19 protein-coding genes are annotated in these 21,103 nt (G+C 31.0%); 8 read left to right on the plus strand and 11 right to left on the minus strand.

The window, feature by feature from the left end; all coding sequences use genetic code 11:
* Positions 1-35: 35 nt before the first annotated feature.
* From ACYU7A_RS09870 to ACYU7A_RS09885, 4 genes are all read right to left on the minus strand, one after another.
* Complete coding sequence (locus tag ACYU7A_RS09870; RefSeq protein WP_460576167.1) at positions 36-761, minus strand: LOG family protein; 726 nt, start codon at positions 759-761, stop codon at positions 36-38.
* Positions 762-824: 63 nt separating this feature from the next.
* Positions 825-1,211: a nuclear transport factor 2 family protein gene (locus ACYU7A_RS09875; RefSeq protein ID WP_460576169.1), complete on the minus strand. Its 387-nt coding sequence runs from the start codon at positions 1,209-1,211 to the stop codon at positions 825-827.
* A gap of 11 nt (positions 1,212-1,222) precedes the next feature.
* Positions 1,223-4,051, minus strand: a complete 2,829-nt coding sequence (gene uvrA / locus ACYU7A_RS09880; protein WP_460576171.1) for an excinuclease ABC subunit UvrA — start codon at positions 4,049-4,051, stop codon at positions 1,223-1,225.
* Positions 4,052-4,128: 77 nt separating this feature from the next.
* Positions 4,129-5,337, minus strand: a complete 1,209-nt coding sequence (locus ACYU7A_RS09885; protein ID WP_460576173.1) for an OmpA family protein — start codon at positions 5,335-5,337, stop codon at positions 4,129-4,131.
* 135 nt (positions 5,338-5,472) lie between these two features.
* Here ACYU7A_RS09885 and ACYU7A_RS09890 point away from each other — a divergent pair, with 135 nt between their 5' ends.
* Complete coding sequence (locus tag ACYU7A_RS09890; protein ID WP_460576175.1) at positions 5,473-5,994, plus strand: hypothetical protein; 522 nt, start codon at positions 5,473-5,475, stop codon at positions 5,992-5,994.
* A gap of 1 nt (position 5,995) precedes the next feature.
* On the opposite strand, the gene ACYU7A_RS09895 is transcribed toward ACYU7A_RS09890, so the two are convergent.
* From ACYU7A_RS09895 to ACYU7A_RS09905, 3 genes are all read right to left on the minus strand, one after another.
* Positions 5,996-7,816 carry a chloride channel protein gene (locus tag ACYU7A_RS09895; protein WP_460576177.1) on the minus strand — a complete coding sequence of 607 codons (1,821 nt, stop codon included), beginning with the start codon at positions 7,814-7,816 and terminating at the stop codon, positions 5,996-5,998.
* Between the two features lie 92 nt (positions 7,817-7,908).
* A complete protein-coding gene (locus ACYU7A_RS09900) occupies positions 7,909-8,385 on the minus strand; it encodes a hypothetical protein (protein WP_460576179.1) in 477 nt (158 codons plus the stop codon).
* Positions 8,386-8,393: 8 nt separating this feature from the next.
* Positions 8,394-9,401, minus strand: a complete 1,008-nt coding sequence (locus tag ACYU7A_RS09905; RefSeq protein ID WP_460576181.1) for an SIMPL domain-containing protein — start codon at positions 9,399-9,401, stop codon at positions 8,394-8,396.
* 175 nt (positions 9,402-9,576) lie between these two features.
* On the opposite strand from ACYU7A_RS09905, the gene ACYU7A_RS09910 reads away from it, so the two are divergent.
* Together ACYU7A_RS09910 and ACYU7A_RS09915 are read left to right on the plus strand one after the other, a co-directional pair.
* A complete protein-coding gene (locus ACYU7A_RS09910) occupies positions 9,577-10,500 on the plus strand; it encodes a hypothetical protein (RefSeq protein WP_460576183.1) in 924 nt (307 codons plus the stop codon).
* Between the two features lies 1 nt (position 10,501).
* On the plus strand, positions 10,502-11,065 hold the full coding sequence (locus ACYU7A_RS09915) for a hypothetical protein (protein WP_460576185.1): 564 nt from the start codon (positions 10,502-10,504) through the stop codon (positions 11,063-11,065).
* On the opposite strand, the gene ACYU7A_RS09920 is transcribed toward ACYU7A_RS09915, so the two are convergent.
* On the minus strand, positions 11,066-11,734 hold the full coding sequence (locus ACYU7A_RS09920; RefSeq protein WP_460576187.1) for a DNA alkylation repair protein: 669 nt from the start codon (positions 11,732-11,734) through the stop codon (positions 11,066-11,068).
* Positions 11,731-12,318: an acyl carrier protein phosphodiesterase gene (locus ACYU7A_RS09925; protein ID WP_460576189.1), complete on the minus strand. Its 588-nt coding sequence runs from the start codon at positions 12,316-12,318 to the stop codon at positions 11,731-11,733. The genes ACYU7A_RS09920 and ACYU7A_RS09925 overlap by 4 nt, the downstream gene beginning before the upstream one ends.
* A 92-nt stretch (positions 12,319-12,410) precedes the next feature.
* Here ACYU7A_RS09925 and glmM point away from each other — a divergent pair, with 92 nt between their 5' ends.
* Positions 12,411-13,799 carry a phosphoglucosamine mutase gene (glmM, locus tag ACYU7A_RS09930; RefSeq protein WP_460576191.1) on the plus strand — a complete coding sequence of 463 codons (1,389 nt, stop codon included), beginning with the start codon at positions 12,411-12,413 and terminating at the stop codon, positions 13,797-13,799.
* A gap of 39 nt (positions 13,800-13,838) precedes the next feature.
* Here glmM and ACYU7A_RS09935 read toward each other — a convergent pair whose 3' ends face one another.
* Positions 13,839-15,404: a protein adenylyltransferase SelO gene (locus tag ACYU7A_RS09935; protein ID WP_460576193.1), complete on the minus strand. Its 1,566-nt coding sequence runs from the start codon at positions 15,402-15,404 to the stop codon at positions 13,839-13,841.
* 139 nt (positions 15,405-15,543) lie between these two features.
* Here ACYU7A_RS09935 and ACYU7A_RS09940 point away from each other — a divergent pair, with 139 nt between their 5' ends.
* Positions 15,544-17,151: a S41 family peptidase gene (locus ACYU7A_RS09940; protein ID WP_460576195.1), complete on the plus strand. Its 1,608-nt coding sequence runs from the start codon at positions 15,544-15,546 to the stop codon at positions 17,149-17,151.
* Between the two features lie 67 nt (positions 17,152-17,218).
* Positions 17,219-18,706, plus strand: a complete 1,488-nt coding sequence (locus tag ACYU7A_RS09945; RefSeq protein WP_460576197.1) for an aminotransferase class V-fold PLP-dependent enzyme — start codon at positions 17,219-17,221, stop codon at positions 18,704-18,706.
* A 74-nt stretch (positions 18,707-18,780) separates the two neighbouring features.
* Here ACYU7A_RS09945 and ACYU7A_RS09950 read toward each other — a convergent pair whose 3' ends face one another.
* On the minus strand, positions 18,781-19,848 hold the full coding sequence (locus ACYU7A_RS09950; protein ID WP_396147026.1) for a branched-chain amino acid aminotransferase: 1,068 nt from the start codon (positions 19,846-19,848) through the stop codon (positions 18,781-18,783).
* A gap of 241 nt (positions 19,849-20,089) precedes the next feature.
* Between ACYU7A_RS09950 and ACYU7A_RS09955 the strand changes: the two genes are divergently transcribed.
* Positions 20,090-20,581: a DUF4920 domain-containing protein gene (locus ACYU7A_RS09955; protein WP_460576199.1), complete on the plus strand. Its 492-nt coding sequence runs from the start codon at positions 20,090-20,092 to the stop codon at positions 20,579-20,581.
* A 9-nt stretch (positions 20,582-20,590) separates the two neighbouring features.
* Positions 20,591-21,103 (plus strand): DUF4920 domain-containing protein, encoded by a 513-nt coding sequence (locus tag ACYU7A_RS09960; RefSeq protein WP_396147022.1) that lies wholly within the window; start codon positions 20,591-20,593, stop codon positions 21,101-21,103.

The following is a 21,103-nucleotide window of genomic DNA, read 5'->3' on the forward strand; positions in this document are numbered from 1 at the left end:
TGTGAGAATTTGTGTAATTCGTGGCTGGAAATTATTTAAAAATTAGGACTTAAATTGTATTTTTTGTAGAAGTTATCCAAAGCTTCAACTACTTCATCTTCGGTATCAACAACTTTTATTAGATTCATATCTTCTGGATTGGCATTTTTTTGCTTGTCAATCATTACATTTTTAATCCAATCTAAAAGTCCAGACCAGAATTCTGTTCCCACCAAAATGATTGGAAATTTACCAATTTTCTTTGTTTGAATTAAAGTTACGGCTTCAAATAATTCGTCCAATGTACCAAAACCACCAGGCATTACTACAAAACCTTGCGAGTATTTTACAAACATTACTTTACGAACAAAGAAATAATCAAAATTCAAGTTTTTGTCTTTATCAATATAAGGATTGAAATGTTGTTCGAAAGGTAATTCGATGTTTAAACCTACTGAAGTTCCTTCGCCACGATGCGCGCCTTTATTTCCAGCTTCCATGATTCCAGGTCCACCACCAGTGATTACACCATAACCAGCTTTACTGATTTTGTAGGCAATTCGTTCTGCCAATAAATAATATTTATCCTCAGGTTTTGTTCTTGCCGAACCAAAAATAGAAACGCAAGGACCAATACGAGCCATTGATTCATAACCATTTACAAACTCTGACATGATTTTAAAAATCGCCCATGAGTCGTTGGTTCTAATTTCGTTCCAAGTTTTTTGTTTTAATTTATCGTGTATTTTTTCGTCTTCGTTTTCGTAATTGTTAATTGACATATTCTAATTATTTTAATTTTTTTGCAAACGTGCTAAAGTAATTCTTTTTTTTAAAAGTTTCTTCTATTGAAAGAATGTAACTTTTATAATTTTATTATTTTCAACTTCATAAATAGCTACACCACCAAATTGAGTTTCATTATAAAGAATACTCTCTTCATCAATGACAATATTTTTGGTTACAATTCTTTTTGTAATGGTGCAATGTAGTTTTTTTGCATTTTTAAAAAAGGAAGCATAGCTTTCTCGCATAGCATTTTTTCCTTCTGTTTCTAGTTTGTTTGGATAAGTATATATCTTTACATCTTCTGAATAAAAGCTTAAAAAATCTTCAATCTTTCCGCTGTTGTAAGCTTCAACTTGTTTTTGAACGATTTCTTCGGGCTTTTGCTCTTGTGACCAGCCTAAGAAGTTGATTAGAAGCATAATTAATAAAAGTATTTTTTTCATAATAGACTGATTTATAATTCTTTTTTCAAAAACTGAGCAGTATAACTTTTCTTATTTTTTATAATTTCCTCAGGCGTTCCTGTGCATAATATTTCTCCACCACCTTTTCCGCCTTCCATACCAACGTCAATGATGTAATCGGCTAGTTTTATAACGTCTAAATTGTGTTCGATAATCAGCACAGAATTTCCTTTATCAACCAATTTTTGAATAACATCCATCAAAACTCGGATGTCTTCAAAATGTAAACCAGTTGTCGGTTCGTCCATGATGTAGAAGGTATTTCCGGTATCCTTTTTAGACAATTCGGTTGCCAGTTTTATACGTTGGGCTTCACCACCAGAAAGTGTTGTACTTTGTTGACCAAGTGTGATATAACCCAATCCAACATCTTGAATGGTTTTGACTTTTCTATATATTTTAGGAATTAGTTCAAAAAAATCAACCGCTTCATCAACTGTCATGTTCAATACATCAGAAATTGATTTTCCTTTGTATCGAATTTCTAAAGTTTCTCTGTTAAAACGTTTACCCATGCAAGTTTCACATTCTACATAAACATCTGGTAAGAAACTCATTTCGATAGTTCTAACACCTGAACCTTCGCAAGTTTCGCATCTTCCGCCAGCCACATTAAAACTAAAACGTCCTGCTTTATATCCGCGAATCATTGCTTCAGGAGTCATTGTGTATAAACTTCTAATTTCTGAAAAAACATCGGTGTAAGTGGCAGGATTACTTCTAGGAGTTCTTCCAATTGGACTTTGGTCAATATCAATAACTTTGTCGATATGTTCTAAACCTTCAATTTTCTTGTAAGGCATTGGTTTTTTGACACCATTAAAAATATGAGCGTTCAAAATAGGGTAGAGCGTTTCATTAATCAATGTTGACTTACCGCTTCCTGAAACTCCTGTTACGCAAATTAGTTTTCCTAATGGAAATTCTACTGTAACATTTTTAAGGTTATTTCCGTTAGCACCAGTTAATTTTATTGATTTTCCGTTGCCTTCACGACGCTTTTTCGGAACTTCAATTTGCATTTTTCCGTTTAGATATTGTGCTGTAATGGTATTTTCTTTAAGCAATTCTTTTGGAGTTCCTTTGCTAATGATGTTTCCACCAAATTTTCCAGCTTTAGGTCCAATGTCAATTACATAATCGGCACATTCAATCATGTCTTTATCATGTTCTACAACCAAAACAGAATTTCCAATATCACGAAGATTTTTCAAAGAATTAATCAATCTTTCGTTATCACGTTGGTGCAAACCGATACTAGGTTCGTCCAAAATATAAAGTACGCCAACCAATTGCGAACCAATTTGCGTTGCCAATCGAATACGTTGTGCTTCACCACCAGAAAGTGATTTAGAACTTCGGCTTAAGGAGAGATAATTCAAACCAACATCCATTAAAAACTTCAATCTATCATTGATTTCTTTTAGGATTTCAGTGGCGATTGTTTTTTGTTTTTCAGATAATTCTTTTGGTAAATTTTGAAACCAAATAGTCAATTCTGAAATATCCATCGCTGATAATTCAGCTATATTTTTATTGTTTATTTTGAAGAAAAGTGATTCTTTTTTTAATCTTGAACCATTGCATTCAGGACAATTTATTTCGTCCATAAAGTCTTTTGCCCATCGTTTTATGGAAGTTGAATTACTATCATCGTGCTGACTTTTTATAAATTTAGCAATTCCTTCAAAATCAATTTTGTATTCTTTGGTAACACCAGCAGCTTTTGAAACCACTGAGAATTTTTCATTTCCGCCATTCAAAATCATTTCCATGGCTTCTTCCGAAATGGTTTCGATGGCATCAGTCAATTTGAAATTATATTTTTCACCAATAATTTCCAATTGTTTGAACATCCAAGAATTTTTGTATTCTCCAAGTGGCGCAAATCCACCTTTGTTGATAGATAATTTCGGATTTGGAATAATCTTTTTTATGTTGATTTCGTTTACGATTCCCAATCCATTACAATGTTCGCAAGCACCTTTTGGAGAGTTGAATGAAAACAAATTGGGTTCCGGATTTTGATACGAAATCCCAGTCGTCGGACACATCAAAGTTCTACTAAAAAAACGTACTTCATCACTTTCATGTTCGATAACCATCATTACATCTTCACCATGATACATTGCGGTTTTGATGCTTTCTGCTAATCTTTTATCGGTATCTTCATCGTTTTCGACTTGCAATCTATCAATTACAATTTCGATATCATGTGTTTTATAACGGTCAAGCTTCATTCCGGTTGTGATGTCGGTAATTTTTCCATTCACACGAACTTTTACAAAACCTTGTTTGGCAATTTGTTGGAACAATTCGGCATAATGGCCTTTCCTTGCACGAATGATTGGAGCTAAAACATTAATACGCTTTCCTTTGAAGTTTTCCTTAATCAATTCCTTGATTTGCTCATCAGAATAGGAAACCATTTTTTCGCCAGTATTATAACTAAAAGCATCACCAGCACGAGCAAAAAGCAAACGTAAGAAATCATAAATTTCAGTAATAGTTCCAACTGTTGAACGCGGAGATTTACTTGTAGTTTTTTGTTCGATAGCAATTACAGGAGAAAGTCCATCGATTTTATCTACATCTGGACGTTCCAATCCGCCAAGAAATTGTCTTGCATATGCAGAAAAAGTTTCTATATAACGGCGTTGTCCTTCGGCATAAATGGTATCAAAAGCCAAAGATGATTTTCCCGAACCAGAAAGTCCAGTAATTACCACAAGTTGTTCTCTTGGAATAGAAATATCAATGTTTTTGAGATTATGAACTCTTGCACCAATTACTTCAATTGTATTTTCGTTTTCTAGCATGTTTTTAGTCAAAACGCAAAAATACGATTTTATGAGCAAAATTCAGTTAGTCAGAACAGAAGAATTTGTTAAAGATTTTAATTAAAAATTCGTTTTAACCATTCCCAAAAACCTTTCTTTTTAGCTTTTTCTTTATCTTTTGCATCCTCACTTGATGTCGGAATATATTTATAAAGTGGATATTTTTTATTGTATTTTGAAACTTTGCAGACGATAAGTCCAAAAGTTACTTTTCCAGAGCTATTAATTCCAGTGAAATAAAGTTTTTTTGGATTTATATTTTTAGGAATTACAAAGGCAAAACCTGTTTTATCCATTCGAGCAGAAAATTTTAAATCATTTTGTTTTTCAGAGGCATAACTTAGATAAACATCATAAAAGTACTCTTCTCTTTCAGTAGCAACAATGATTACTTTTTTCTTTTTACCAGTTGTCACGTTTGTAAATTGGTCACGATAAATGTTTTTATCAAGATTAATGGATATTTTGTTTCCTCTAAAATTGGATACATTAAGATTGAATTCGTAACGTTTTGTGTTATTATTCCATTTTGGTTTTAGTTTTAAATTTCTCCAACGTTTTCTTCCATCTTTATCGGTTTCCTCAACCCAAACAGTCATTTCTTCATCATAAACGGCATTTGAAATTGTGGGAATTGCAACTTGAATTATCCCATCTTCAATATCATTCGAATTAATATCTTTCAAATCGATATCAATCATTCCTGCGGTTTCTAATACTTCATCATTGATGTCTAAAGCAAACTTTTCATTCTGAATCATGCTTTGTGTCGAAAAATATTCTTCTAAGGTAAATTCGGCATTCGATTCATTTTTTAATTTAAATGAAACCTCTGTTCCATTTTTTCCTGTAAGTGAATTTAATTTGTAATAGCAATCTTCCGATTTTGCTGTAAATGTCACAGTTGTATTTCTTTGGATTGTTTCGTTTTCAGACTTGTTATCGATGCCAAATCCTTTATAAGAAAGTAATGACTTATTTAGTTTTTTATCAATAAAGTAGTCGAAAACTGTTTTTGCTCTATCGCTGGATAGTTTTTGATTGTATTTTAAAGAGCCACTAGGGTCTGTATATCCAACAATTTTGATTGAATAATTGAAATACTTATTAGCCACTGTGATTAAGCTGTCTAATGTTGATGTAGCATTTGTTGTAAGTAAAAATTGATTGTGTTCAAAGAGTATTTTCTTTTCAATAGTAATGGTATTTTGAGCATTTGAAAGTATTGAAATTACAAATGCTGTCATTAGGTAAAAGTATTTCATAGTAAATAATATGTGTGATTAACTTTAAGTATAGAGGTTGTTTTTTTCAAAAAGGTTGGAACAACTAAAAAAATAAATATACTAAAATAAAAATTCAATTAAACATTTTATATTTGGGCATCAAAAATAAGTAAGATGAAAATATTAGGAATAGGATCACGTATAAAGCATTCAGAATTTGGATTGGGAGTTGTAACCAATGTAACTTCTAAACATTATTGGGTAACTTTTATCGAAAATGGATTGGAAACAATTGATGTTGACAGTGAATTTGAAGTAATTGAAGCTGTGGAAGATGAAGTAGATTCAGTGAGTTTTTATGAAGTGGAAAAAACTTTGAAAAATATTCTTCAGAAATGGAGTGATGTTACTCAAATTGTTCCCATTGCAGACAAATGGAAAGGCGGAAAATTGGTAATGGAGCCAGGAACACCAACTCAAAATAAAGAAGTGTCAATTGATACTTTTTTCAATAAGATAATTATGGTTAGAGATCGACTTCGTGTTATGGAGCAAAAAATTAATTCAAGTAATTTAGATAATGCTGAAAAAGTTGAATTGCAACAATATATAACAAGATGTTACGGAAGTTTAACGACTTTTAACGTGTTGTTTAAAAGCACCAATGATTATTTTGTTGGTGAGAAGACGAAGTAGTTTATTCAATCACCATTTCTTTCAGTTGCTCGCGATAAGCTTCAAGAATAGTTACTTTAGAAATTAATCCAAAGAATTTTCCGTTTTTGGTAACAGGAAGTAGGTTTTGATTTGAAGTTTCAAATTTCTCCATGATGGTTTCCATTCCGTCATCGTGGTTGATGATTTCTTTTGGTTGAGTAAGGATTTCTTTGATTTCTGTGAACTTAATTCTATAAGGATTAAAGACGATAGAACGTATATTTTCAAAATCTACAATTCCTAATAATTTATTCCTATCGTCCAAAACAGGAATGATTTGTTGGTTTGCATTTGATAAATGTTCGATAAGATTTTCTAAAGATTTGTCGAGAGAAATTGTTTTTACATCAGTTTCAACTAATCCAAGAAAATCAATACTTTGCAAGATATTTTTATCTTTATCACTTGTAAAAACGTCACCTTTATCAGCCAATGCTTTAACATCCATTGAATGAGGTTCCATTTGTTTGGAAACAGCAAAACTTATTGAAGAAACAATCATCAATGGAACCATTAAATCATAACCTCCAGTAATTTCTCCAATTAAGAAAATTGCGGTTAAAGGCGCATGAAATAAACCAGATAAAATTCCAGCCATTCCTACAATGGTAAAATTAGTAACAGGAAGATGCGAATTGATGTTCGTCAAATCCATAAATTTTGCTACGAAAAAGCCAAGGTAAGAACCTACGAATAGAGAAGGAGCGAAGTTACCTCCATTTCCTCCAGAACCTAATGTTAAACCAGTTGCGAAAGACTTTAATAAGACAATCAAACCAACAAATCCTAATAGAATCCATTCATTACTTTTATGATTTTCCAATAAAGTATTTTCTAGTAAACTTTCTGGATGAGCAGTTGAAAGTGTTTTCATGCTTTCGTAACCTTCACCAAAAAGTGTTGGAAAAAAGAATATTAAAACAGCTAAAATAGTGGCGCCAAATAAAGCTTTTTTGTACGTGTTGTTTTTAAATCGACTAAAGAAATGTTCAACTTTTCTGAAATTTCGGGCATGATAAACAGAAACTAATCCAGCTAAAATTCCAAGTAAAATGTAGTAAGGTGTATTGTGAAAATCAAAATTTTGTTCTTGTTCAAAACTCAATAAAACATCCTGACTCAAAAGCACTTTAGAAACTAAAGCACCAGTTGCTGCAGAAATGATAATCGGAATAAAAGCAGATATACTTACATCAGTCAAAACGACTTCAATTGCAAATAAAACGCCAGCGATTGGAGCATTAAAAGCCGCACCAATTCCGGCCGCAACTCCGCAAGCAAGTAATAAAATTCTATCTTTTTGAGAAAGTTTATATTTTTGAGCAAAGTTAGAACCAAAAGCAGCTCCAGTAATTGTAATCGGACTTTCCAGTCCAGCAGAGCCACCTAATCCAACAGTTAACGAACTTGTTATGATTTGAGCGTACATTTGTTTTTTTGGAATAATTCCACCTTTTTTAGCAACAGCGTAAAGAATTCGCGAGCTACCTTTTTCTATTGAACCATCAAGAAATTTTTTGATAACAAAAACAGTAAGCAAAATACCTATAATTGGAAAAATACTATTGGCATAAGGTAGTTTTAAATATTTATTAGCATAATTGGCAAAAATGAAAACATTATGCGCAAAACTTTTAAGAATAATAACAGCCAAAGCACATGAAATAGCAACAGCAACAGCCGATAAGTATATAAAATTACGTTCAGACAAAATTGTTTTTGCCAAGAAGAATAAGGATTCTAATCGGCGAGCAATTTTTCTAAAAAATAATTGAATGATTACTGACTTTCTGTTTGGCATTTTGATTTATTCACTGCGAAAGACAAAAGTAGTGTTTTAAAATTTTACATAAAAAAATCCGATGAAGGATATTTCTTCATCGGATTTTGAATTTAATTTATTTCGCAACTTTTTTTGCTGAGTATGACTTCTATTGGTTTGTAAACTCTTTCACCAAAGGTAGAATCATAATAATCATTCGAATCATAATTTCCACACAATGGAAATTTATCAATTTCAGTAAGTTTAATTTCTTTAGTTCCATAAAAAATCCAGTCATTGTTTCCATATTCGCAAAAACTTTCAATTATTAAATAGTAATTTTCAATGTCAAGTCTACTTGGAATTATTACGCTATATTCGTCAGATAAAAATTGGAATCTATTATTTTGAGTTAAAATGTAGACTTTATTATTCACTACTTTATCTTTTTTCTTCTTGACTAAAGTTACTTTCAAATTTGGAATCGTATTCTGATTTTCTCTAGTGTGAACTTTTAAAACTATTATATCTGAAAAATCATATGGACAATGTTGTGCGTTAATTACATTTGATACCAAAATAATTAAAAAGATTAGTGTTTTTTTCATATCAGTTATTATAAATTCAACAATTTAATATCTCCAGCTGCGGTGATGATATAGTAACGATTGTTTCTAATGATAGTGTTTTTTGGCAATTGGTCTTCTTTAAGTTTGATTCGAATTGTGATATCGTAAAACGCTTGAATAGTTGGTTCAGTAATATCAGGATTCATAACAAAATTGTGATCTTTTACCAATGCTTGGTTGTAATATTGTGTTGTGTTTTTCTTAATATTATGAACTTCTCCTTTTGGATCAAAATTGGCATCAGCTTGAGAATACGCCTGATAGCTTCTATAGCTTTCCATTGGATAGGTTACATTAAAACCTTCTTGAAGAATTTTTTCTTTTTTGTTCAAATCTGTATTCATGATAAGTGAATAATTTGCCATTTGGTCTTTAAAAACTTCCAAAGCTTTTCTTTGCATTGCGCTTCTAACTTGGTCAAAATTAGTAGTTACATAATCTACTTTTGCGATATCATAAATTTCATTTTTACCACAAATTGATAGAATTTTATCAAAATCATTGTTATTTCTAAATTTGATTAAGATGTTCTTTTTCAATTCAAATCCAGATGGTTTTTCGTTATACGTTTTTGGATTAAAAATCTTTTTATCAACAGCATAATCATAAGTTGGAACAAATGAAATCATATCGGTTTCAACCACAATTTCTTTATTGAAAAGTGCTAATTCTTTCATAACATTTCCAATTCGTTCGTCAATTAAGTTAGTTGCTTCTTCGGCAGTTTTTCCTAATTGAAGCACAGCAAATGTGGCAATTTGAGCAGTTGCACGTTCGTTGTAAATTCCTTTAATAGTTAAAACCATTTCGTCTTGACTGCTTGAAGTGGTTTGAATGGTGTTTACTCTATTAATAGTGTAGCCACCATTTCCGTAAGCGCCATTTCCATAATCAGCGTTTCCTTTTTTTTCGTATTGGGCATTTCCCATGTCTTGTGCATTAGCAAAGTTTAATGCAATTGAAAGAGCGATTGTTGTAATTAAATTTGTCTTCATTTTTTTAAAGTTTTTAAAATTAATGATGCAATGATACTCTCGTTTTTCAAAGTTGGTTTGGTAAAACTACTTTCAACTGACTGTAAAGTTTTTTACTTACATTTACAGCACATTTACAGTTGGTTTTCAGTAGCACTATCGAGCTGTATCCTTACATTTGAATCGAATTATCAGAATGACAGAACTTGAAAAATTTCAGGAATTGAAACAAAAAGTGCTTTTGAAATATCAAGAGCATTATCCTTTTTTTCAAGGAACTTGGAAGACATTTAGTTCGCAGGATATTCAAAATTTGATTGGTTTAATCGAAGAAAAGTGTAAGCAAACAATTAGTGAAAAATGGATTTACACGCATCTAAAGCCCGAAACCAACAACAAGATTCCACGAAAAGATATGTTGAATATTTTATCGGAATTTGTAGGTTTTTCAGGTTGGGATGAGTTTACATTTGAAGAAAAAAGTGTTCAAACAATTCAAGGAAGTCAATCAGAAAAATCGAAAATATCTAAAAAATGGCTGTTACTATTTTTTATTCCATTGGCTTTAGTTGTTGTTTTTTTTAGCAAAAAAGAAGAATCTAAATCCAAAACAATTCAGCTAAATAACGAATACACTAATGAAAAAGTAAATGCAGAAGAAGTTAAAGTTTTTGAAGTAAAAGATTCAGTCAAACAAGAATTAGAAATAAAAGAAGGTAAAGTTCAAGTTTCAAATAATGGTAATGAGAAATCAAAATTGGTTATTCAAAGTCCGTTTTACTTGCCAAAGACAATAGTAATTAATCCAAATGGAACAACAACAGAACCTCCAAAAAGAATTGATTTAAAACCCGATGATTATGCGATGATGCTTAAGGCTTTTATGTTATCAGATATTAAAGATTGGCAAACTAGAAAAGAGCAATTGAATAAAATATTATCAGATAATTTGGAAGTAATTGTGATGCTGAAAGACGATTTGGGAGCAGAATATTTCAATAAAAGCGAGTTTTCACAAAAGTTGATTGTACCAACGGCTTCGTTAAAAAAGATGAAGATTGTTGAAATTAAAAACGATGCTAATGATAAAATTCAGTTCATTAGAATTAAACAAGAATAGAATGAATAAGAAATTTTTATTTATCGTTATTTTATTATGTAGCTTTTTTGTTAATGCTCAAGATGTTGTGAAAGAGAGTGTTTCAGAAAAGAAAGCTGCTTCAACAATGTCTTTAAATAAAAGATTTTCTGCCAAAGTTTTGAATGCTTATCAAGAAAATTCTAAAACAAAAGTGGAAGATTTGTTTTCCTATTTTCAGATGCTTACCGATGCATCATTGAATGATGATTTGAAAAATGAAGTAGTCAAAAACATCAATTTATTATTTCAAAATCCCAATACATTGGTAATCGATTTTACTTCGGATTCTTTTGATAAAATTACCTTGCAACAGTTCATTCAGAAGCTTTTAATTTCGGAACCCATTTTATTTTCAGTTTCAGAAGAAACCAAATTTAATTCGGTAGAATATCAGAGTTGGAACACAGGATATACCATTACTCGAACGAAGTCAGGAGTGGTTACTAATATTAAAATTATTCAAAAAGTATATTTTTATAAAACTCCAAAAGTATTTGGAGATGAAACAAAAGAGATTTTTTCTACACTTCTAGGTGAAATGTAATTATTTAATGTTTCTCAATGCTTCTCGTTGACTTAAAGGCTTTAAATTGGATGAATTTACGTATTCAGAAACTCCACTTGGATTAAAACGACTGTAATCTCTCAAAGCCCAACCAATTGCTTTTTGAATAAAAAACTCTTTAGATTCTTTATGTTTTTCACATTCTGATTTTAGTAAATCGAAATTGGTTTTTTCTTTATAACTCAACTGAAAAATAATAGCACTTCGGTTCAACCACATATTTTCTGAATTCGAAAAGCGTTCAATTATGTCATAAGTTTCATTTGGAAATTGTTGCAAATAGCCACCAAGTAAATATTTAGCAACAACATCAACCGAATCCCACCAAGAGTTTGTAATAATTAAGTTTTCAATTAATTCAATATCTTCTAAAACATAGTTTTTCTTGAACTCTTTTACCAATAAGTCTATAGCGCATTGATGAAATTCTCGTTCGTTTTTATTGAATAATTCCCAGGCAATTGTTCTGAAATTTGCTTTTATTTCAGATTTGGATTTTTCGTAATTCTCTTTAAAAATTGCTCTTCTTTCCTCGGTTTTTATTCCTAAGAAAGAGAAATTATTTTTCATATAATTCTCCATCGGAATAGCTAGTTCTCGATTGGCTTTTTGATGTAAATCTTGTCCTAAATTTTGTATAAAATTCATTCTAATTCTTTTAATTTCTCTTCACAATGACTTCGTAACTCTTCAAAAAACAAAGTAAATTCTTCTTCAAATTCGGTATAAAATTCTTGAACTTCTACAATCGATTCTTGCATATTGGCGCGATGTTTCGTTCGATAATCCATTTGAAATAAAATCATTTCTAAGCCAGCTAATGACGCGTAACTTACTAACCAATTTCGAGCAATCATATAAGGAAGCATTCCTTTCGTTTTTTCTGTTAGAATGTCGTAATTATCTTGAAGTAATTTGTAGAATTCATCTGCATAATCTTCTAATTTTTCATCAGAATAGTTGTTCCAATTCTTAGCTAAAAAATGATCATAAACTATATCCATAATCACACCTGAATAATGACCGTATTTTTCGTGTAATCTATGTTTGCTTTTACGGTAAATGGGATGAGCATCAGTAAAAGTGTCAATATAACGATGCAAAAGAATACCTTTTCGAATTTCATCAGGATAATCTAAGTAATGATGCCCACGAACACTATCAGCCATAAAATTTCCAATTTTAAGCAAATCGTTGTTTCCAGAAAGGTATATGTGAGCTAGGAAATTCATTTGACCAAATTAGTTATTTTAATTAGAATTTCAAATTAGTATATTTGTACTTCCAAATCTAATATTTAATATCTAAAATCTAATATTTAAAAATGACTTTAATAAAATCAATATCAGGAATTCGTGGAACCATCGGTGGAAAAGTAGGTGATAATTTAACTCCAGTTGATGCTGTAAAATTTGCTTCTGCTTATGGAACTTTCCTTAAAAATAATAGTTCAAAAGAAAAACTAACCGTTGTAATTGGTCGTGATGCCAGAATTTCAGGATCAATGATTCACAATTTAGTTCAAAATACATTAATCGGATTAGGAATAAATGTTATCGATTTAGGGCTTTCTACAACACCAACTGTTGAAGTAGCAGTTCCTTTAGAAAAAGCAGATGGCGGAATCATTTTAACGGCTTCTCATAATCCAAAACAATGGAATGCTTTGAAATTATTGAATGAAAAAGGCGAATTTTTGAATGGTGCTGATGGTGCGAAAATTTTAGAAATTGCAGAAGCAGAAGCTTTTGATTTTGTTGATGTAGATTCGTTAGGCGAAATCACTACCAACGATTCTTATATGGATATTCACATTGATGAAGTTCTAGATTTACCTTTAGTGGATGCTGATTTGGTAAAAAACAAGAAATATAAAGTAGTTGTTGATGCTGTAAACTCTACAGGTGGAATTGTAATTCCGAATTTATTGGAACAAATGGGCGTTGAAGTGGTAAAATTATACTGCGAACCAAATGGTCATTTTCCGCATAATCCAGAACCTTTGAAGGAACATTTGGGTGATATTTGTAAATTGGTAGTTGAAGAAAAAGCCGATTTCGGAATCGTGGTTGACCCAGATGTTGACAGATTGGCTTTTATTTCAAATGATGGCGAAATGTTTGGAGAAGAATATACTTTGGTAGCGATTGCCGATTATGTTTTGAGTAAAACGCCAGGAAATACGGTTTCTAATATGAGTTCGTCTCGTGCATTGAGAGATATTACTAACAAACATAATGGAAGTTATCAAGCTAGTGCTGTTGGTGAAGTAAATGTGGTGGAATTAATGAAAGCTACAAATGCTATAATCGGTGGTGAAGGAAACGGCGGAATCATTTATCCAGAATTACATTACGGAAGAGATAGTTTGGTAGGAGTAGCGTTGTTTTTAACATATTTAGCAAACCAAGACAAAACAGTTGCCGAACTAAGAGCAAGTTATCCGCAATATTATATGAGTAAAAATAAAATTGAATTGACACCTCAAATTGATGTAGATGCCATTTTGGTTGCGATGACTGAAAAATATAAAAATGAGGAAATCAATACAATTGATGGTGTGAAAATTGATTTCGCTACGGAATGGGTTCATTTAAGAAAATCTAATACTGAACCAATTATCCGAATTTATACTGAAGCTCCAACACAAACGGAAGCCGATAAATTAGCTTTTAGAATTATCGATGAGATTAAAGCTGTGGCTGGAATTTAAATAAAAACAAAACCCTGAAATAGTTCAGGGTTTTGTTTTTTACGAACTACAAGAGAGCATTGAGCATCCTATTTTTTCTCTTGCCCAATCAGGCCTTTTTGCATACCATTTTTCTGAATTTGGTTGTTCTTGATATGGGTTTTTTAATAACTCGTGCAATTCTTTGATAATACTAAAATCATCTTTGTTAGCTGCATCAATAGCCATTTGAGCCATATAATTTCTCAATACATATTTCGGATTTATAGCATCCATTTTTAGTTTACGATCTTCATCACTTGTGGATTCTCTTTTTAATCTTTTGATGTATTTTTTAAACCATTTCTCCCAATCTTCTAGTATATTTTTTTTGATTTCTTCCGGTTTGTAAAAGGCATCATCAATAATAGCAATTCCACATCCTGGCGTGTGCGCTTTTTTAACTCTACTTAACTCTCTAAAGAAAATAGTCATATCAGTTTCAGATAATATTAAAACATTTTCTAATTCTTCTATTAATTTGATATCCTCTTTTGAGACAATTTTTAAACCCAATTTATCTCGCATCATCTGAATATAATCTTTCGTGAATTTGGTTTGAAAATCATTCAAAACATTTTCTAAAGGAACAGCTATTTCAATTAATGGATAAAGTGCATTTGCTAATTGAAATAAATTCCAAAGTGCAACATCTCCTTGATTGCCAAATCGATATCTTCTGTGTTCTCTGTCGGTTGTATTTGGAGTCCAATCGGGATTATAATCTTCTAACCATCCGTATGGACCATAATCAATTGTTAGTCCTAAAATAGACATGTTATCAGTATTCATCACTCCGTGTACGAATCCAACTCTTTGCCAATGAACAATCATTTCACGAGTTTTATTGGCTACTTTATGAAAAAACTGAATGTATTTTTCAACACCATCAGTTGTAATTTCTGGATAATAATATTTTATAGTAAAATCGGCTAATTTTTTTAAATTTTCTAAATCGTTTTGTGCAGAAAACAGTTCAAAATTTCCAAATCGTATAAAAGTAGGAGCAACTCTACAAACTACAGCACCTTTTTCATAATCAGCATTTCCATCATACATCATATCTCTCAAAACTTCATCTCCTGTCGAGATTAGAGAAAGTGAACGCGTAGTTGGTACACCCAAATAATGCATTGCTTCGCTACATAAATGTTCCCTAATAGAAGAACGCAAAACAGCCAATCCATCAGCACGACGAGAGTAAGGAGTACTTCCTGCGCCTTTTAATTGCAACATCCAATTTTGATTGTTGTATTTAACTTCGCCTAAAACAATAGCTCTTCCATCACCTAATTGACCAGCCCAATTTCCAAATTGATGTCCTGCATAATTCATAGCATAAGAACGAGAATTTGGTAAAGTTTTTTTTCCTGAAAAAAGGTTTAAAAAAGCCACAGATGTGATTTCATCTTCGGTTATTCCAACCATTTGAGCAACTTCTTTCGTTGCATGAATTAGTTTTGGATTCGAAGGAATTCTTGGAGTAACATAAGAGAAAGAAGCATTTAGTACTTGTCTGGTGATATTAGTTTCATTAACATCGGCAGATAATTCAGCACTAAATCGATTATTAATTTTTAATTGCATTAATAGTATGTTTGTATTACAAATTTACTCAATTTTTGTCTAATTATTATTAGAATTAAGTTAATATATTAATGAATATCACATGAAACAACAAATAAATGTATATTTGAAAATTAGATGTCAATAGCGATTATATTTTATGAAGTTTAGTCAATTTAGTAATTTTTATTTTAGTTTGTTTATTGGAATTTTAGTTTCAATAGTATCTTTCAGTTGTGTTTCTGTTGAGGAGTATAACAAAAGATTAGCACAACCAATTTCTGAAAAGGATTTAATAAAAGATGTAAATTTCGTTCAAAGAAAATTAGAAAAGTACCACCCTAATTTATACACCTACATTTCTAAAGAAGAATTGAATAGAAAGTTTGATAGTATTAGAAATGTATTAAACAAACCAATTTCAAGCCAAGATTTTTTCTTACTTATCAGTCCAGTTGTTGCTTCGGTTAAGCAAGGACACATGAGTATGTCATCACCATCAAAGAGAATTAGTAAAAAGCAACAAAAGCGTTTAGCTAAATCTGGAACAGGTCCATTATCACAATTTGACTTTGAATGGATGAATGATAAATTGTATGTTTTGAAAAATAAATCTAAACAAAAAGGTATTGTTTCTGGTGCAGAAGTTGTAAGTATAAATTCCATTACGCCGCAACAACTTCATAATAAATATAGAAAAACATATGCTTCTGATGGTTTAAATAAAACTTATTTAAAAAGAGCATTTTCAAAACGTTTTACAAATTATTTAACCAACGAAATAGGAATCAATGATAGTTTATACTATGTTTTTAGGCAAAATGATTCCTTGAAAGAAGTAGTTGTAAGTCGTTTAAAGGCAGAAAAAAAAGAGAAGGTTAAAAAAGCAGAAGCAAATCCGAAAGTAACTGAAACAACACCAAAAACAGAAAAGAAAGTTGTTGATAGTAAGAAGGATAAGAGAATTTTCGGATATGATGAAACCACTAAAAGTTTCAGTAAAAAATTATCATTTTTTGCTACAGATAGTAGTATTGCTGTTCTGAAGATTAAAGATTTTTCTAAAGGTAAATTTAGAAAAGCTTACGATATAGTTTTTGAAAACCTTAAGCAGAAAAATGTAAAAACTTTAGTTTTAGATTTAAGAAATAATCCTGGAGGAAGAGTTGCTGATGCTGTCGATTTATATTCCTATTTAACAAATAAAGATTTTCAAATGCTTGAACCAGCTCAAGTAGTTTCTAAAACAAGTTTGTGGAAATCGGGAATGTTTGATAAAATCCCAAAAATTACTTATCCATTTGCGGCAATTGGATATCCATTTTATATGGCGTTTTCTTCTCTGAGAACTAAGAAAAATAATGACGGAACTTATACTTATTCATTGGTTGGTTCTAAAAAGCAACAAAATAAAACCAATTATTTTTCGGGTAAGATTTATGTTTTGATTAATGGAAATAGCTTTTCGGCAGCTTGCTTGGTTTCAGCTGCCTTGAAAGAAAACAAGGATATTACTTTTGTTGGAGAGGAAACTGGAGGTGCTTTCAATTCTACTGTTGCTGGATTATTGCCAGTTTTGAAGCTACCCAATTCAAATTTATACCTTAGAGTTGGTCTTATGGATATTGGAACTACAAACAAAACTACTGTTTTTGGTAGAGGTGTTTTTCCAGACCAAGAAATTATTCCAACATTGAAAGATAAAATTGAAAATAAAGATCCAGAAATGGAATGGATTTTAAATGATATCAAATTGAAAAACAACTAGTTTCATCATTTTTTAGTTTACTGAATAATTGTCAAAAATCCGTATATTTGAACACAAATTAAACGCAATGATTTCAACGGAAACTACAACAGCTTTAGAACTTTATTTTCAACAGTTTCGAGATAATATCATCGGAATTGATCAAGAGTTTGAATCTGCTTTTGGTAAGAAGAAAATTATTTACACTGATTGGACAGCAAGCGGAAGATTATATCGACCTATTGAAGAAAAGTTGATGAATGATTTTGGACCTTTTGTAGCCAACACACATACAGAAACTACAATTTCAGGTACAGCGATGACGATGGCTTATCATGAAGCAAAAAGTATCATAAAGCACCATGTAAATGCAACAGATGATGATATCCTAATCAATACCGGCACAGGAATGACTGGTGTTGTAAATAAGTTTCAACGTATTTTGGGTTTAAAACTTCCAGAGAATATTAGAGAATTTACTACCATTCCAAAAGAATTGAAACCTATAGTTTTTATCTCTCACATGGAACATCATTCTAACCAAACTTCTTGGTTAGAAACTATTGCTGATGTTGAAATTATTCCAGCCAACGAAGATGGATTGTTTTCAATTGAAAATTTGAAACTTCTTTTGGATAAATATAAAGACAGAAATTTCAAAATTGCTTCAATAACTTCTTGCTCAAATGTTACCGGAATTAAAACGCCTTATCATGAAGTTGCAAAGGTTATGCATCAAAATAATGGTGTTTGTTTTGTAGATTTTGCTTGCTCTGGACCTTATGTTGAAATCAACATGCATCCAGAAGATTCAGAAAGTTATTTGGATGCTATTTTCTTTTCTCCACACAAGTTTCTTGGTGGTCCAGGAACATCTGGTGTTTTAGTTTTTAATAAAAATCTCTATAAAAATAGTGTTCCAGATTGTCCTGGTGGTGGAACTGTAAGTTGGACAAATCCTTGGGGTGAACATAAATATATTGACAATATTGAAGATAGAGAAGATGGTGGAACGCCAGGATTTCTTCAAGTTATCAAAACAGCTTTGGCCATTCAATTGAAAGAAAAAATGGGCATTCAAAATATTTTGGATAGAGAGCATGAAATTGTTGATTATGTATTTGAAGAACTTGGAGCTATTGAAAATATCAAGATTTTAGCTAAAGAACATCAAGATAGGTTAGGAGTAATTTCGTTTTATATTGACGACTTACACTATAATTTAGGAGTAAAATTATTGAATGACCGATTCGGAATTCAAACTCGTGGTGGTTGCAGTTGTGCCGGAACTTATGGTCATTATTTGCTCCATGTTGATAAGGAAACTTCTAGTGATTTGGTTTGTTTGATAACTTCTGGTGATTTAATTAGAAAGCCAGGATGGATTAGAATGTCTATACATCCAACAACAACTTCAGAAGAGATTAAATTTGTTTGTGATAGTATAAAAGAGTTAGCAAAAAATCACAAAGAATGGGAAAAAGATTATGTTTACAACGGAAAAAGCAATGAGTTTGTGCACAAAAATGCCTCTCATTTAGAAAAAGAAATGGTTCACAATTGGTTTAAAATATAGATATAACAAAAAAGCGATTTTCATATGAAAATCGCTTTTTTTATAATAGATATTTTAATTTTGAACACTGAACACTATATCTTCACCGTCCAGCCAAAAGTATCTTCTGCTAATTTATACTGAATTTTAGTTAAATCTTCTTTTAATTGAGAAGCAAAAGAATTTTCAATTTTTGGCAATTGATATTCTGTTCCTTGGTAGGCGAATGCTACAATTGGGCTAACAACAGCAGCTGTTCCTGCTCCGAAAATTTCTTTCAAACTTCCGTCTTTGGCAGCATTTACTAGTTCTTCAACTAATACGGAACGCACTTCTACATTCAATCCATCACGTTGAGCCAATTCAATTAAACTTTTTCTAGTTACACCATCCAAAATTCTTTCACTTGTTGGAGCCGTATATAAAGTATCATTTATTCTAATGAAAACATTCATAGTTCCAGCTTCTTCAAGTTTGGTATGTGTTGCATCATCAGTCCAAATGATTTGTTGGTATCCTTTTTCGTTAGCTAATTTCGTTGGATAGAATTGTGCCGAATAGTTTCCAGCAGCTTTTGCAGCTCCAATTCCACCATTTGCAGCACGACTGTAGTGTTCCGCAATAATCACTTTTACTTCTCCAGAATAATATGATTTTGCTGGTGAAAGAATAATCATAAAGCGATATTCGCTAGATGGTTGTGCAATTACTCCATGACCGGTAGCTATCATAAATGGTCGCAAATATAACGTGTTTCCAAGACCTTTCTTAACCCATTCTCTATCTAAATCTACAACAGTTTTCAAGCCTTCCATGAAAATATTTTCAGGAACTTCTGGCATTGCCATTCTTTTTGCAGATTTATTGAAACGTTTAAAATTTTCGTCAGGACGAAACAACCAAACATCTTCATTGTCATCTTTATAAGCCTTCATACCCTCAAATATGGCTTGACCATAATGAAAAACTTTAGCAGAAGGATCTATTAAAAAAGGTTCATAAGGTGTGATAATTGGTTTTTGCCACGCGCCATCTTTGAAATCACAAATTAGCATGTGGTCTGTGAAAATATTTCCAAAGGTTAAGTTTTCAAAATCTACTGATGCAATTTTTGACGATGAAGCTTTAACTATATCGATTTCGATAGTGTTGTTTAAAGTCATTTAATGTAAGTTTATTTTTTAATTAAATTTATAAATAATTGTTTTTCAGTTATTTATAAAAAGCAATTAAATGTTATTTAGTTTTTGCTAAACTAATAAAAAAATAGATTGAATTAGTTGCCTTCAAAATTTATTTATTCACTATTTATTGATGTTATCAACTAATGTATTTTATCCATAAAATAGTATGAAAAATCACAATAAACTCCTTAATTTTGTTTTAATTAAAATTTAAATCAAGATGAGAAAAATAGTTATCGCAGCATTTGTTGTATTAGCATTAATAAGTTGTAAAAAAAATGAAGAAGTAAAAGTTGATGCAAAGCCAGTTTCTTATGCTGAATTTGGTGATAAAATTACAGATGATAAGGCCATTTCCTCTGAAGAGCTTCTTGAGAAATATAAAACAATGAAAGAAACAGATACACTTCAGGTAAAAGTAGCATCTAAAATTGTTGATGTTTGCCAAAAGAAAGGTTGTTGGATGAATTTAGATTTAGGAAATGACGAGTCTACCTTTGTAAAATTTAAAGATTACGGATTTTTCATGCCATTCAATGCAGCTGGAAGTGAAGTTGTTGTAAACGGAAAAGCTTTTGTAGAGCTAACTTCAATTGAAGATTTGAAAGAATATGCAAAAGATGCAGGAAAATCACAAGCAGCAATTGATAGCATTGTTGCACCAGAAAAAAAGTTTTCTTTCATGGCAGATGGTGTTTTAATTAAAAAATAAATTTATAAAATGAAAAATTTCAAACTACTATTATTAGTTGCTTTCGTTTCAATTGGTTTAAACGTAAATGCACAACAAGCAGCAAAAAAAGCAAAAACACAAACAACTTTAAATTCAAATGATTTTGTTTCTTTTGGAGATAAATTTGAATTGAATAAAGTAATTACCAAAGAGCAAATGTTCAAGAAATATAAATCATTGAAAAAAGGTGATTCTATTACTGTAAAATTTGTTACTAAAATCAACTCAGTTTGTAAAAAGAAAGGATGTTGGATGAAACTAGATTTAGGTAACGGAGAATCTGCATTTGTAAAATTTAAAGATTATGGCTTTTTTGTACCACTTAATGCAGATGGAAGTGAAGTTGTTGTGAATGGTGTAGCTTTTATTGATGTAGTATCGGTTGATGAATTGAAGCATTATGCAAAAGATGCTGGGAAATCTCAAGCAGAAATTAATAAAATTAAAAAACCAGAAATTACTTATTCCTTTACTGCAACTGGAGTATTTATAAAGAAATAA

The organism is Flavobacterium koreense (assembly GCF_054776075.1).

What these genes read in the sequence shown, in the direction of transcription:
- ACYU7A_RS09885 (WP_460576173.1), bottom strand. Translation starts at nt 5,337, where the DNA reads ATGAAATACTTTTACCTAATGACAGCATTTGTAATTTCAATACTTTCA.
- ACYU7A_RS09935 (WP_460576193.1), bottom strand. Translation starts at nt 15,404, where the DNA reads ATGCAATTAAAAATTAATAATCGATTTAGTGCTGAATTATCTGCCGAT.
- ACYU7A_RS09890 (WP_460576175.1), top strand. Translation starts at nt 5,473, where the DNA reads ATGAAAATATTAGGAATAGGATCACGTATAAAGCATTCAGAATTTGGA.
- ACYU7A_RS09900 (WP_460576179.1), bottom strand. Translation starts at nt 8,385, where the DNA reads ATGAAAAAAACACTAATCTTTTTAATTATTTTGGTATCAAATGTAATT.
- glmM (WP_460576191.1), top strand. Translation starts at nt 12,411, where the DNA reads ATGACTTTAATAAAATCAATATCAGGAATTCGTGGAACCATCGGTGGA.
- ACYU7A_RS09910 (WP_460576183.1), top strand. Translation starts at nt 9,577, where the DNA reads ATGACAGAACTTGAAAAATTTCAGGAATTGAAACAAAAAGTGCTTTTG.
- ACYU7A_RS09905 (WP_460576181.1), bottom strand. Translation starts at nt 9,401, where the DNA reads ATGAAGACAAATTTAATTACAACAATCGCTCTTTCAATTGCATTAAAC.
- ACYU7A_RS09895 (WP_460576177.1), bottom strand. Translation starts at nt 7,816, where the DNA reads ATGCCAAACAGAAAGTCAGTAATCATTCAATTATTTTTTAGAAAAATT.
- ACYU7A_RS09870 (WP_460576167.1), bottom strand. Translation starts at nt 761, where the DNA reads ATGTCAATTAACAATTACGAAAACGAAGACGAAAAAATACACGATAAA.
- ACYU7A_RS09950 (WP_396147026.1), bottom strand. Translation starts at nt 19,848, where the DNA reads ATGACTTTAAACAACACTATCGAAATCGATATAGTTAAAGCTTCATCG.
- ACYU7A_RS09925 (WP_460576189.1), bottom strand. Translation starts at nt 12,318, where the DNA reads ATGAATTTCCTAGCTCACATATACCTTTCTGGAAACAACGATTTGCTT.
- ACYU7A_RS09955 (WP_460576199.1), top strand. Translation starts at nt 20,090, where the DNA reads ATGAGAAAAATAGTTATCGCAGCATTTGTTGTATTAGCATTAATAAGT.
- ACYU7A_RS09940 (WP_460576195.1), top strand. Translation starts at nt 15,544, where the DNA reads ATGAAGTTTAGTCAATTTAGTAATTTTTATTTTAGTTTGTTTATTGGA.
- ACYU7A_RS09945 (WP_460576197.1), top strand. Translation starts at nt 17,219, where the DNA reads ATGATTTCAACGGAAACTACAACAGCTTTAGAACTTTATTTTCAACAG.
- ACYU7A_RS09960 (WP_396147022.1), top strand. Translation starts at nt 20,591, where the DNA reads ATGAAAAATTTCAAACTACTATTATTAGTTGCTTTCGTTTCAATTGGT.
- ACYU7A_RS09920 (WP_460576187.1), bottom strand. Translation starts at nt 11,734, where the DNA reads ATGAATTTTATACAAAATTTAGGACAAGATTTACATCAAAAAGCCAAT.
- ACYU7A_RS09915 (WP_460576185.1), top strand. Translation starts at nt 10,502, where the DNA reads ATGAATAAGAAATTTTTATTTATCGTTATTTTATTATGTAGCTTTTTT.
- uvrA (WP_460576171.1), bottom strand. Translation starts at nt 4,051, where the DNA reads ATGCTAGAAAACGAAAATACAATTGAAGTAATTGGTGCAAGAGTTCAT.
- ACYU7A_RS09875 (WP_460576169.1), bottom strand. Translation starts at nt 1,211, where the DNA reads ATGAAAAAAATACTTTTATTAATTATGCTTCTAATCAACTTCTTAGGC.